General features: G+C 66.9%; 12 protein-coding genes. 3 read left to right on the top strand and 9 right to left on the bottom strand.

The annotated features are described in order from the left end of the window. Window positions 1–376 precede the first annotated feature (376 nt). The 4 genes from AADH62_RS11475 to AADH62_RS11460 form a co-directional block, all read right to left on the bottom strand. Window positions 377–940, bottom strand: a complete 564-nt coding sequence (locus AADH62_RS11475) for a hypothetical protein (protein WP_341579585.1) — start codon at window positions 938–940, stop codon at window positions 377–379. A 9-nt stretch (window positions 941–949) separates the two neighbouring features. Continuing rightward, window positions 950–2179 (bottom strand): IS110 family transposase, encoded by a 1230-nt coding sequence (locus AADH62_RS11470; protein ID WP_341579622.1) that lies wholly within the window; start codon window positions 2177–2179, stop codon window positions 950–952. A 448-nt stretch (window positions 2180–2627) separates the two neighbouring features. Continuing rightward, window positions 2628–3778 (bottom strand): IS3 family transposase gene (locus AADH62_RS11465; RefSeq protein ID WP_341579584.1). Its coding sequence is split into 2 segments (ribosomal slippage): window positions 2628–3508 and window positions 3508–3778, totalling 1152 coding nucleotides; the frame shifts between segments, so codons are not numbered across the junction. A gap of 85 nt (window positions 3779–3863) precedes the next feature. Beyond that, a complete protein-coding gene (locus AADH62_RS11460) occupies window positions 3864–5021 on the bottom strand; it encodes an acyl-CoA dehydrogenase family protein (protein ID WP_341579583.1) in 1158 nt (385 codons plus the stop codon). Window positions 5022–5410: 389 nt separating this feature from the next. Between AADH62_RS11460 and AADH62_RS11455 the strand changes: the two genes are divergently transcribed. The 3 genes from AADH62_RS11455 (at window position 5411) to AADH62_RS11445 (ending at window position 8581) form a co-directional block, all read left to right on the top strand. After that, window positions 5411–6301, top strand: a complete 891-nt coding sequence (locus AADH62_RS11455; protein ID WP_341579582.1) for a tyrosine-type recombinase/integrase — start codon at window positions 5411–5413, stop codon at window positions 6299–6301. After that, window positions 6291–6626 carry a helix-turn-helix domain-containing protein gene (locus tag AADH62_RS11450; RefSeq protein ID WP_058631822.1) on the top strand — a complete coding sequence of 112 codons (336 nt, stop codon included), beginning with the start codon at window positions 6291–6293 and terminating at the stop codon, window positions 6624–6626. Before AADH62_RS11455 ends, AADH62_RS11450 begins: the two co-directional genes overlap by 11 nt. A gap of 683 nt (window positions 6627–7309) precedes the next feature. Next, window positions 7310–8581, top strand: a complete 1272-nt coding sequence (locus tag AADH62_RS11445; RefSeq protein ID WP_341579581.1) for a hypothetical protein — start codon at window positions 7310–7312, stop codon at window positions 8579–8581. On the opposite strand, the gene AADH62_RS11440 is transcribed toward AADH62_RS11445, so the two are convergent. From AADH62_RS11440 to cmtR, 5 genes are read right to left on the bottom strand one after another with little or no spacing between them, the layout of a single operon-like run. After that, window positions 8582–8899 (bottom strand): hypothetical protein, encoded by a 318-nt coding sequence (locus AADH62_RS11440; protein ID WP_058631820.1) that lies wholly within the window; start codon window positions 8897–8899, stop codon window positions 8582–8584. It lies immediately after the preceding gene. A gap of 11 nt (window positions 8900–8910) precedes the next feature. Beyond that, entirely contained in the window at window positions 8911–9441 is a 531-nt protein-coding gene (locus AADH62_RS11435) for a signal peptidase II (protein ID WP_036297873.1), read from the bottom strand. Beyond that, on the bottom strand, window positions 9438–10046 hold the full coding sequence (locus AADH62_RS11430) for a cadmium resistance transporter (protein ID WP_341579579.1): 609 nt from the start codon (window positions 10044–10046) through the stop codon (window positions 9438–9440). The genes AADH62_RS11435 and AADH62_RS11430 overlap by 4 nt, the downstream gene beginning before the upstream one ends. After that, entirely contained in the window at window positions 10046–11962 is a 1917-nt protein-coding gene (locus AADH62_RS11425; protein WP_425355679.1) for a heavy metal translocating P-type ATPase, read from the bottom strand. Before AADH62_RS11425 ends, AADH62_RS11430 begins: the two co-directional genes overlap by 1 nt. Continuing rightward, complete coding sequence (gene cmtR, locus AADH62_RS11420) at window positions 11959–12318, bottom strand: Cd(II)/Pb(II)-sensing metalloregulatory transcriptional regulator CmtR (protein ID WP_036297877.1); 360 nt, start codon at window positions 12316–12318, stop codon at window positions 11959–11961. The genes AADH62_RS11425 and cmtR overlap by 4 nt, the downstream gene beginning before the upstream one ends. Window positions 12319–12410: the final 92 nt, after the last annotated feature.

The following is a 12410-nucleotide window of genomic DNA, read 5'->3' as shown; positions in this document are numbered from 1 at the left end:
CCCAGCCCGTCCCGAGAGCCGCGTGACCGGGTCCGGACCCGGCGGCCCGGCAGGGTCACCCCCGGTGGGGGGCCGCGTCCCGCCCGGATCATGTCTGCCGGCCCGCCCCGTGGCACTTCGGACGCTCTGTGCCGGCGCCGGGCGTGCCCGTCCACGCCCGGACGGCCCGCAGAACGTGGACCAGGCCTCGGCATCGCGGCTACGGAAGGTGAGGCCGGGGTCGATCAGACAGGCGACAGAGGTTTACCCGGGTCCGCGCCTGATCGAGTTGGAACGGGTCATGGAGGACGGTCGGCCGGCGTGGACAGTCACGACGTACGACACCGAGACCGGGGCGCAGTCGGTGGTCACCCTGGAAGCCGACTGACGGCCGAGCTCACCGTTGTGGGGGGATGACGAAATCTTCGGGTAGTGCGTTGTTGTGAACGACGCCGTTCTGATCGCCGACGCTGAGGATGGTGTGGGCATCCAGGTTGAGCGTGTCGCCGGCGAAGAGGGCGTCGCCGTCGCGTCGGACGTAGTTGACCCAGTAAAGCCATTGCTCGCCGACGCAGAACCGAGCGCCAACTGTAGAGATCACGTCATTCGGGGCGACCTTGTATGCGACGGGAACACCCTGGTCATTGACAATCGCCTCGCCGGCGGCATGGGGCATGGAACCGCGGTCGAACGGGACGGCGAGGGTCGCGCCGCCGAGCTGTTCGACTTCCGTCTTGTCTGCGACCGGGTAGGCGGGTACGGCGGAGGCGCAGGGGCCGGAATCATCGACGGGTTGAACGTCTGGTGTGATCGCCGGGGTGGGGCTTGGTGCAGAGGTTTCACTTTGGCTGGGCTCTGGTGTTTGAGCGTCGATGTCTGGTGGAGGTGCCGCTGTGCATGCCACCAACATGAAAGCAAGGCTCACGACAGCGGCAGTGCCGCGTAACCCTCGCCATCTCATATTCGAAGTCTATGCGGCGCTCGGACGGCGGCTTTCGATCGGAGCTGCCAGTCGATCGGCTGGCAGCTGGTAGAGGGTGCCGTCGCGCAGCATCGCGAACATGACGTCGGAGCGGCGCCGGGCGAGGGCAAGCAGCGCCTGGTTGTGACGTTTGCCTTGGCTGATCTTGCGGTCGTAGTAGGCGCGGGATTCGGGATCGCGGAGTGCGGCGAACGCGGAGAGGAACAGCGCGTTCTTGAGGATCTTGTTCCCGCGTCGTGATGAGTACTCGCCGCGGATCGACGATCCGGATCTGCGGGTGACGGGTGCGAGGCCGGCGTAAGCGGCGAGGTGACCCGGGGTGGGGAAGTGTTTGCCGGCGACTTCGGTGAGGAGTCTGGCTGCGGTCCTGACGCCGACTCCCGGCATGCTCGTCAGGACGGGCTGAAGAGGGTGCGCATCAACCAGCTTCTCGACCTCCGTCGCGATCTCGTCACGCTGCTTCCGCAGGGTCGTGAGCTGCGCGGCGAGCCGTGGGACCACGAGCGCGGCCGCGTTCGTGCCAGTGACGACGACGGTCTGCTCGCCCAGCGCAACGACGATCTCACGCGCCCATTCCCGACCCTTGCGGGGCGCGAGTTTCAGCATCCGCGCCGCGATCCGCTTCTCCCCGGCCGAGCGCAAATCGTGCGGCGACGGCCAGTGTTGCAGGAGATCGAGAATGGCGGGGTGATCGAGCCGTGGCCCGACCACGCGTTCCAGTGCGGGGTGGATCTGGGTCAGGAGTCCGCGGACGCGGTTGCCGACTTGGGTGATCTGGGCGGCGAGGTCGTCGTCGAATCCGCAGAGCATCGTGAGCTCGGCAACCTGTTCATCCGTCGCCTGGATCGAGCGAAGCGTGTGCGGCATGGAACGTGCGGTCTCTGCGATGATCGCCGCGTCTCTCGCGTCGGTCTTGGCCTCGCCCGGGTGCAGGTCAGCGATACGTCGCATCGCGAGCCCCGGTAGATAGCCGACCAGCGCGCCGGCTGCTTGTGCAACCGCGACAGGCAACGCGCCGATTGTGGCGGTTTGATCCACGATCAACAAGACGACGCCGTGCTTTTGAAGATCGGCCAGCACCGTGCGGAGACGTTGCTCGTCGTTGGGGAGCGCCCGGTCGTAAAGCTTCTTCCCGCCGCGGTCGAGAGCGACCGCGTGGTGCTCGCCTTTGCCGACGTCGAGGCCGACGAACACGTCGACCTGGTCGTAGTTGTCGATCTGGTTGACCACCTGCTCCTCCGTCCGTTGTGAATGACAGCTGCGACGGTGCGTCTCGGCATCCACGTTACGAACGACCTCGAGCGTGCCCGGGCCTGGCCCCTATCAGCGATCACCCACCGCCAACCAGGCTCGGTGACAACACCCCCCGGATCATGCGTGCGACAGGGGGGACCAATCATGCCGAGCCCGGCAGACTGTCACCGCCCAGCATGCTCACCGAACGGCTACGAAGAAAGTAACGGGGGAGTCCGGGACCGGCGCCCTCATGGGTCGAATCACTCGGCCCGGCCATCGAATTCGGCGGCAGCCTCTCGGTGATCCTGGGACCCGCGCGGTGTTGCGGGGCGGCCTGGCACCTCTTCTCCGCGTCGTGCAGCAGCGTCCCTTCGCGTGAGAACACTGTGAACGTTCCCCCGAGATGCCGGGGGAGGCTGGGCCGCCCCCTTCATTCGGTCCGGTCGCTGTGCGAGTCGTCGGTTTCGATTTGATGGGTGCATTGCCGAGCGTAGTCGACGGGTGCGAGGTATCCGAGCGATGAGTGCCGGCGGTCGTGGTTGTACTCGGTCTTCCAGTCGCCGATCACGACCTGGGCGTGCAGGAGCGAGTAGAAGCTGTTGATGTTCAGGCATTCGTCGCGGAGACGGCTGTTGAACGACTCGACGTACCCGTTGTGCCAGGGCGAGCCGGGCGGAATGTAGAACAGGCCGGTGCGGGTGCCGGCCCAGTCGGCCATCGCGTCGCTGATGAACTCCGGGCCGTTGTCGGATCTGAGCACCGCGGGAGCGCCGCGGACGGCGACGAGGTCCTCGAGGTGCGCGGTGAGCCGGTCCGCGGTGATCGACCGCTCGACAAGCCCGCCGATGCATTCACGGGTGTGCTCGTCGACGATGGAGCAGATCTTGATCGCACGGCCCTGCTCATCGGCATCGAACTGGAAGTCCACCGCCCACACGAGATTCGGCGCGACCGCTGCCGGGGCATCGATGGTCGAGGAACCGACGCGTTTGCGGCGACGTCGCCCAGGGACGCGGAGGCCTTCCTCGCGCCAGAGCCGCTGGATCTTCTTGTGGTTCACGGCCCAGCCCTCGCCGCGAGCGTCGTGGTACGCCCTGCGGTATCCCCACCGCGGGTGCTTTTTTGCGTACGCACGCAACCAGTCCCGCAACGCCCTATCCGGGTCGGCGGCCGTGTCGCCCTTGAGCGGGCGACGGTACGCGGACCTGCTCAGCCCGGCCAGACGGCACGCCATCCGCTCGCTCACCTGCAGTGTCCTGATCAGGTGAGCGACGGCGGCGCGGCGTCTGTCCGGGCCTAGAAGTTTCCCTCAGCCAACTCCTTGAGCGCGGCCTTCTCCAACTCCGCTTCGGCCAGCAGCCGCTTCAAGGTGGCGTTCTGCTTCTCGAGCTCCTTGAGGCGTTTCGCGTCGTCGGCCTTCAGCCCGCCGTACTGGTTGCGCCACCGGTAGTACGTCTGCTCGGACACCCCGAGCTCGCGACACACTGCCGCGATGTCACTGCCGTCGGCGAGCATCCTGTCGGCCTGTCCGAGCTTGCGGACGACCTGCTCCGGGGTGTGACGCTTCCTGCTGTTCGTCATGATCTGACCAGTCTCACTGCCCGGACCCCCGGGCAACAGGACGACTCACACAACCACCGGACCTACCAAACGGGGTCAGCCCACCTCAGGCGCGAGCCGCGATGGATGCCGCATCCGTGCCCAGCGGCAGGACGCCGTAGAGGTGACCATCGCCGCCCAACCGTGATCCGATGAAGGCGTCGGCTACCGACGGGGGCGCTGCGCGCACCAGCAGCGATCCCTGCACAGCGAGTGCGAGCGCCGTGACCAGCTCTCGGGCGCGGGCGTCGCGGGCGTCGTCGCGACTGAGCTCGCCGATGAGTTCGCGGGTTCTTCGCACATGCGTGTCCAGGCGCCTGTCCGCCCCCGCTGACCGCGCGAGCTCGGCGTCAAAGGCCTCGAAGCTCTGCGGGTCGCGCGAGAGCGCTCGCAGCACATCCAGCGCGATGACGTTGCCCGACCCCTCCCAGATCGCCATGACGGGCTGTTCGCGATACCGCATCCCGAGGGGGAACGCCTCGGTGTACCCGTTGCCGCCCAGGCACTCCATCGCCTCATAGGCGTGCCCGGGACCCCGCTTGCAGATCCAGTACTTCGCCACCGCGGTGGCCAGGCGGCGGAAGGCCACCTCCTCGGCCGTCGCGTCCTCGTCGTAGGCACGGGCCAGCCGTAGGGAGGTCGCGGTGGCAGCCTCGGTTTCGAGCTGCAGATCCGCGATCACCTGCGTCATGAGCGGCTGGTCGATCAGGCGTGCTCCGAACGCGGCGCGGTGTCGAACGTGCCAGGCGGCTTCGGCGGTTGCCTGCCGCATCCCGGCAGTCGACCCCAGCACCGAGTCCAGTCGCGTGCGCGTCACCATCTCGATGATCGTGCGCACGCCGCGGCCTTCCTCGCCGACCAGGTGTGCGCGGGCGCCCTCGTACTCGACCTCGCTCGAGGCGTCGGCGCGGTTGCCCACCTTGTCTTTCAGGCGACGGATGCGGATCTCGTTGTGCGAGCCGTCGGGCAGCAGCCGGGGGAGAAGGAAGCACGACAGGCCTCCGGGCGCCCGCGCGAGCACGAGGAAGGCGTCAGACATCGGCGCGGAACAGAACCACTTGTGCCCGGTGAGTTCGTACTCGTCACCGCCGATCGGCCTGGCGGCAGTCGTTCCCGCGCGCACGTCTGAACCGCCCTGCTTCTCGGTCATCGCCATCCCGAACAGGGCACTGCGTTTTCCCGGCACGAGCTCGGGTTCGTACGCGGTGTTCAGCAGCCGCGGCATCAACCCTCGCATGTTGCAGTGAATGCAACTGTCCGTGCTTGCAATCGATACCTATTCGGCTCCTTCGGTGTCGAAGTGTTCCGACCATAACAGCGTGATCTCGCGGATGCGGAGATCTGGGTTGACACAGTGATGCACTGTCCCATACTTTGTTGCATCTAATGCAAGATTTTGAGGCTTCTCCAGCGGCGCTTCGGCTGATCACGTCAGCATCGAACGTCGCACTGGCGAACCCGGAAGCGCAGGTTTTCAGTGCGATGATCGATGGTTGGCGGAACCAGCAGCTGTCGCGCGGGCTCCGTGAGCAGACGATCCGGAACCGGACGGCGACGGTGACACGGTTCCGTGATTTCGTGGACAAACCGCCTTGGAGGTGGACTGTCGCGGATGTGGATGAGTTCACTGCTCAGTCTGGCGGTCGCACTCGGACGTTGTCGACGATGCGCGCCAACCATGGGTCTATCCGTGGGTTCTGTGACTACCTCACGAACCCGTTGTACGACTGGATGGAGATCTGCGATCGCGAGTTTGGGGAGGTCCCTTCGCAGGTGTGCCTGCCGTGGAACACGGTGGCGCACCGGTTCGAGTTCGAAGGCGATGGGAAGCGTCGCCCGTTCACGTACGACGAGATCGAGCGCCTGTTCGATACGGCCGACGCCCGCGTCGAGCTGCTCGTGAGTTCCGGGCGAAAGGGTGCGCTCGGCGCGTTGCGGGATGCCCAGTTGCTGAAGACGGTCTACGCGTTCGGTCTGCGCCGCACTGAGGCGGTGATGCTCGATACCGTCGATTTGCACCACAACGCGAAGATGCGCCAGTGGGGCCGCTACGGCGCGGTCCACGTGCGATGGGCGAAGGCGGCGGGCGGTGGCGCGCCACGACGTCGCACGGTGCTGCTGGTGCCGGAATTCGACTGGTGGGTCCCCGGCATGCAGCAATGGCTCGAGCAGGCCCGGGCCCGTTTCGCGCCCGGAGACGACCTCGACGCGCTCTGGGTGACCGAGCGCCGCACGCGTCTGTCTGCTGGGTATCTCGATCGGAGGTTCGCAGAGTTGCGTGATGAAGCCGGCCTGTCGAAGGACCTGACGTTGCACAGCCTCCGGCACTCCTATGTCACGCACCTTCTGGAGTTCGGGTACGCCGATCGATTCGTCCAAGAGCAGGTCGGGCATATGCATGCCTCGACGACCTCGATCTACGCCTCCGTCAGCTCGGACTACAAGAACCGTGTGCTCGCCGAAGCGCTGAAGGCCCTCATCGAAGGAGAAGCTGATGACCGTTGAGCTCGACACCGGCTGGAATCTGCGCAGCGTGATGGCGTCGCGCGGGATCTTCCAGACCTCCAAGCTGAAACCCCTACTCGAAGAGCGCGGCATCGACCTGTCCCGGGAGCAGGTGTATCGGCTGGTGACTCAGCCGCCCCAGCGGGTGCGTCTCGACGTGTTGGCGGCGTTGTGCGATGCGCTGGAGTGCTCGCTCGACGATCTCGTGACGATCACTCGCCGGGAGGCCTCGACCCCGGTGGCGGTGGGTGAGGAGGCGACACGGGGGGCGATCGGTGATCTCCGTCCTGTTCGCGCGGCGATCCGTCGGCCGCGTACGAAGTAGCCGCGGTGGCCAAGCCTCCGCAGCTGCCGCGAGTCGCTGAAGTCGTCGCTCTCGTCCGCCCTCTCGTTCCCGAGATCTCTCCCGAGCGACTCACTGAGATCGTGCATACGGTCGCGCCAGTACCCCTCACGCAGCGGCTTCTTGAGCTCGCGCTGATCAAGCAGCCCGGAGTCCTGGAGGGGCAGCATGCGAACGTGCCAGCGACCGTTCAGAATCTGGCCCATGCGCTGGTCAAAGAAGGGGCGAGCCGGGTGGTGTTGCCGACGTGTGAGTCCTGCGGACGCGCGGTGAGAATGCCCCACAAGACGCCGGGCGGTGGTCGGCACTGCTCCCGATGCGAGCGGAAGGCCCGGTCCGTCTCCTGCGCGTCCTGTGGCCGGGTCCGGCCCGTGCAGCGCACCATCGACGGACAGCGTTTCTGCCGTGACTGTTGGCGAGCCGACCCTCGATCGTTCGGCGACTGCTCGCGGTGCGGTCAGCACGCGACCATCATCGTCCGTCGCCCGGAACTCGTCTGCCTGGCCTGCTACACCGCACCGATCAAGACCTGTGGTCTTTGCGGAGAACCTGGCCGCGTCGCCTCGCACCTCGACGGACGACGAGTATGCGCGCGCTGCTACTACGCGATGCGCAGACCCCAACCTTGTCCCGAGTGCGCGCGCAGAGTGTTCCTCACCGGGTTCATGAATGGCCAGAAGGTCTGCGCCGACTGCGCGGGCACTCCGATCACGATGGCCTGCCCTGGATGCGGCTCGATCGAGGAAATCCGCAAACATCACCTCTGCGTCGAGTGCCGCCGGCCCGTCGCGATCCAACAGCTGCTCGCCGACGATGCGGGAGAGATCCGTGAGGATCTCCACCCGCTTGCTGACTATCTGCTCACGCACCATGGCAAAGCGGCGTCGCTCGAACGCTGGCTGCACAAGAGCAAGTGCGCGATGGTGCTCCGCGAGCTCGCGGACGGGACCCTGCCGCTCACCGCCGAGGCGATCATCACCCGAGCCCGGTCGGGACAGTCGGTCGCGTTCCTCCTCTCACTGCTGGTCCGTTCCGGCGTGCTGCCGGAGCTCGACGTCGAGGGCACGCGCTTCGACCACTGGCTCAACGACTGGCTCGGTGGCATCGACCATCCCGAGGACCGGCTGATCCTGCGCCGCTACTGCACCTGGGAGCTCCTCCGATCCACTCGGACACTGCGCAGCGCGTCCAGCCCTGCTTCCGGCTTCCAGAGGCAGAGGGCTGCACTGAAGTACTGCGCCGCGTTCCTCGGGGAGATCCGGGCGCAGCAGGAGACACTGGCGACGTTCCCGCAGCGCCTACTCGACGCGTATCTGACCGATTCGCCTAGCCAACGCGACGCGCTGGCACCGTTCACTCGCTGGCTGCGAAAACACCGGCTGAGCACCCTTCGGGTCGAGTTTCGAGCCCATCGCCTCGAGGGGCGAGACTACGCCTCTGATCACCGATGGCAGATGGCCCGCAGGTTCCTGTCCGATGCCGACATGGACCCGAAGACCCGGGCCGCGGGTCTCCTCGTGCTGCTCTACGGGATCCAGCTGACCCGCATCGTCACGATCACCCGGGCACAGGTCGACACGAGCTCGCGGCCCGTGACGCTCACCGTCGGGGCCGAGCCGATCGAGGTCCCCGCGATCCTCGGCGACGCCATCGTCGAGCTCGTCGATGCCACAAAAGGCCATCCTGAAGGGTGGTTGTTCCCCGGCCGGAACCCGGGCCGTCACCTCACCCCGGGGCCGCTCAGCCGTCGCCTTCGCGCCGAAGGCCTGCTTGCCGGGAGCGCCCGCACGACAGCGCTCATCGAGCTCACCCGGCAACTGCATCCCCGGATCGTCTCGGATCTCCTCGGCATCACGGCGGCATCCGCTGCCTCATGGTCGCGTCTCGCCGGTGGCGAGTGGTCCGACTACCCGGCTCTCCGCTCCACCCACCCCTGATCAAGCATCACCCGTCAGAGCCGGGCCGGAAATCGCTTCGCGCAGTTGCTCGACGGTCGGAGAGCCTCCCAGCCCGGCAGGGGTACGGAACACCCGGCAGGCGAGCCCGACCGGCGTGTGCTCGTCGGCGAAGGGATCGACGCCGTCGACGAGGACGGTCGGTGACCCGTGGAATCCGAGGCGCTCGGCGTCCTCGGCGGTCTCGACCAACTGTCGTGTGACGCGGATATCTGATCGACCGTCGAGCAGCTCAGCAAGCCGGCGGTCGAGTACTTCCCAGTTCGGGCAGCCGTCGAAGTACTGCAGGGTGATCTCCATGGTTGGCCCTCTCAGTTCTCGGTGCCGCGGAGCATCAGGAGCGCTCCGGCAATCGTAGCGGTGACGATCACGATGTCGGCGAGGTTCCCGATGAACCAGTTGCCGTAGGCGAGGAAGTCGACGACGTGCCCCCGGGCGAATCCTGGTTGGCGGAAAAGCCGGTCGCCGGCGTGCGAAGCAGCGGCCCCGCCGAGCGCACCGATCACGATCGCCCACCCGGGGCGTCGGACCCGGAACGCGAACACGATCGCGGTGGCCGTGGCCGCGACGGCGATGAGAGCGAACACCCAGGTGAAGCTCTCCCCGAAGGAGAACGCCGCGCCGGGGTTGTACGCGAGCTGCAGGCCCAACAGGTCGCCGATCAGCGGGATGCGCTCGTGCTCCGACAGGGTGGCCTCGGCCCACACTTTCGTTCCCTGATCGATCACGACGACGACCACGGCGATCAGAAGCGCCCAGGCAGTGAGCCGCCAGCGTCCTCTCTGCGGACGCTCTCCCGACGCCGATGCCGACTCAACGTCGGTATTCGTGTCCGGGGTCATACGAGGGCCTCGAAGAGACGGACGATAACGCCGGATTCAATGAGGATGAACAGGCCCAGGCCGATGAACACGACGGGGACGAGCCAGTGCTCGACACGTTCGAGCGTTTCGGTGACGGCCTTGTGGGTGCCGATCAGTCGCCCGGCAGCGCACCAGACGGCGACGAGGATCAGGAACACGACGATCATGACCGCGACGTCGCCGGGCGAGCTGGTGCGGAAGATCGGCGTGTAGAGGGAGATGTTGTCGGCCCCGTTGGCGATCGTGATCCCGGCGACCCCCCATAGTCCGACCGCGGTGATCTTGGAGTCGTCATCATCGTCGTCGCCGTTACGGCGCAGGCCGCGAATGAGCGTCCAGATGCCGATGCCGAGCGGGATCAGACCCAGGAAGCCGACCCATTCGTCCGGGACGATCGTGAGACCGAGCGCGGCGATCACGCTGATCACGACGAGTGTGATGAACCCGAGGTACTGGCCTGCGACGATCTGCCACGGTCGCGGCTTTCCCCGGCTGGAGGCGAGGAACAGCACGGTGAGCACGACGATGTCGTCGATGTTGGTCGCCGCGAACAGGCCGATCGCCGACCCGATGGTTGCGAGCATCAGCTTTCCATTCGTGGTGTGCGGGTGCGTGCGGCGCGCAGGCCGTTGAGGATCACGATGACCTCCGCGACCTCGTGGACCAGGACGACAGCCGCGAGCCCCAGGACCCCGAAGAGCGCGAGCGGGAGCAGTGCGGTGATGATCAGCAGGGACAGGATGATGTTCTGGTTGATGATCCGCCGGCCCCGCCGCGCGTGATCGAACGCCCGCGGGATGAGCCGCAGATCATGACCCGTGAAGGCCACGTCCGCAGACTCGATCGCCGCATCGGAGCCGGTCGCTCCCATCGCGATGCCGATGTCCGCGGACGCCAGGGCCGGGGCGTCGTTGATGCCGTCACCGATCATCGCGACCGATCCCGCCTTCGACAACTCGCCGATCGCGGTCGCCTTGTCCTCAGGGCGCAGCTCCGCGCGCACATCAGCGATCCCGGCCTGCGCAGCCAGCGCACGAGCGGTGCGGGCGTTGTCCCCGGTGAGCATCGTCATGCCGACGCCCTGATCCGCAAGCGTGCGGACCACCTCGGGGACTTCCGGACGCAGCTCGTCGCGGACGCCGATCGCCGCGACCGGTGCCTCGTCGCGGTGCACGATCACGACAGTCATGCCCTGCTCCTCAAGCCCTGCAACCCGGTCGCCGAGCTCGCCGGCGTCGAGCCAGCGGGGGCTGCCGACCGTGATACGAGCGCCATCGACGGTGCCGTCGATGCCGTGCCCGGCCTGCTCGGTCACATCCGCGGCCACGGGAACACCCGGGGCTGCAGCGGTGATCGCCGCCGCAAGGGGATGCGTGCTGTGCTGCTCCAGAGCCGCCGCCCAAGCCAGCGCCTGCTCCTCGGCAATGCCGTTCGCAGTGAGGACCGCGGTGACCGCGGGCTCGTTACGGGTCAGGGTGCCGGTCTTGTCGACCGAGACGTGCCGGACCGTGCCGAAGCGCTCGAAGACCGCGCCGGACTTGATGATCACGCCGAACTTGCTCGCCGCGCCGATCGCGGCAACGACCGTCAACGGCACCGAGATCGCCAGCGCGCACGGAGAGGCCGCTACCAGCACGACGAGCGCACGAGTGATCCATACCTCCGGGTCGCCCAGCAGTGACCCAATGATCGCGACGAGCGCTGCGAGAATCAGCACACCGGGTACGAGCGGGCGGGCGATCCGGTCCGCGAGACGCGCACGCTCGCCCTTCTCCGTCTGCGCTTTCTCGACCAACTCCACGATCGTCGTAAGCGAGTTATCGGTACCGGCCGCGGTCGCCTCGACCTCCAGCACGCCGGAGCTGTTAATCGCGCCGGCCGACACCGCGTCCCCGGGCTCGACCTCGACGGGGATCGACTCCCCGGTGATCGCCGAGGTGTCCAGGCTTGAGCGGCCAGAGCGGACGATCCCGTCGGTTGCGATCCGTTCGCCCGGGCGGACCACCATGACCTGGCCGACCGTCAACTCCCTCGCCGGCACCTGCGCAGAGACGCCGCTCTGCAGCACGGTCGCCGTCTCCGGCACGAGCTTCAGCAGCGCCCGCAGGCCGCCACGGGCACGGTCCATCGCCTTGTCCTCAAGCGCCTCAGCAATCGAGTACAAGAACGCCAGAGCGGCGGCCTCCTCCACATAGCCGAGGATGACCGCGCCGATCGCGCTGATCGTCATCAGCAGCCCGATCCCGAGCTTGCCCTTGAACAGCTTCCGAATCGCGCCAGGAGTGAACGTCGACGCGCCCAGCAGCAGGCCGATCCAGAACAGTACGAGCGCCGGGATCTCGAGCCCGGACCATTCAAGGATCAGACCAGCCAGGAACGCGACACCGGAGAGGACCGGCACCATGATCCCACGGTCCCTCCACCAGGGCCGCTCCACCTCTTCGGTCTCATCCTCCGCCGCAGTGGCAGGCTCGTGCTCGCAGCTACACGCCGCGCTCACGCGTCCGCCCCTGTACCGCAGCAGCCCGGCACCGTGCACGACGAGTCCACACACGGCGCGTGCTCATCGACCGCCAGCGTCACATCCACGAGCGCGACCAGCGCAGCCGCAAGATGCGGGTCAGCGATCTCGTAGCGCGTCTGGCGACCCTCAGGCTCGGCGACCACGATCCCGCAGTCACGCAGGCACGTCAGGTGGTTCGAGACGTTCGAGCGGGTCAGCTCCAGCTCGCGCGAGAGCACGGCCGGATAGCTCGGGGCGTTCAGCAGCGTCATCAAGATCCGGGAGCGCGTCGGGTCCGCCATGGCCCGGCCGAGCCGGTTCATGACGTCGAGGCGCGAAGCAATAGTCAGCATGTACTGAACTATACAGCAAGCGCTGATCAATCATTGGTGATCAGTGCCCCACCATTCATTGGGAGAAGAGTCGGAAGCCGCTGAATACGCAA

The organism is Microbacterium schleiferi, from assembly GCF_038150145.1.
Classification (GTDB): Bacteria; Actinomycetota; Actinomycetes; order Actinomycetales; family Microbacteriaceae; genus Microbacterium; species Microbacterium schleiferi_B.
Note: the sequence above shows the minus strand (reverse complement) of the source record. Positions and strands in the feature narration are given on the sequence as shown.

Excerpts from the sequence above, each read along its gene's own strand:
- AADH62_RS11445 (WP_341579581.1), top strand. The coding sequence starts at position 7,310 with ATGAATGGCCAGAAGGTCTGCGCCGACTGCGCGGGCACTCCGATCACG.
- AADH62_RS11475 (WP_341579585.1), bottom strand. The coding sequence starts at position 940 with ATGAGATGGCGAGGGTTACGCGGCACTGCCGCTGTCGTGAGCCTTGCT.
- AADH62_RS11430 (WP_341579579.1), bottom strand. The coding sequence starts at position 10,046 with ATGCTCGCAACCATCGGGTCGGCGATCGGCCTGTTCGCGGCGACCAAC.
- cmtR (WP_036297877.1), bottom strand. The coding sequence starts at position 12,318 with ATGCTGACTATTGCTTCGCGCCTCGACGTCATGAACCGGCTCGGCCGG.
- AADH62_RS11440 (WP_058631820.1), bottom strand. The coding sequence starts at position 8,899 with ATGGAGATCACCCTGCAGTACTTCGACGGCTGCCCGAACTGGGAAGTA.
- AADH62_RS11460 (WP_341579583.1), bottom strand. The coding sequence starts at position 5,021 with ATGCCGCGGCTGCTGAACACCGCGTACGAACCCGAGCTCGTGCCGGGA.
- AADH62_RS11450 (WP_058631822.1), top strand. The coding sequence starts at position 6,291 with ATGACCGTTGAGCTCGACACCGGCTGGAATCTGCGCAGCGTGATGGCG.
- AADH62_RS11435 (WP_036297873.1), bottom strand. The coding sequence starts at position 9,441 with ATGACCCCGGACACGAATACCGACGTTGAGTCGGCATCGGCGTCGGGA.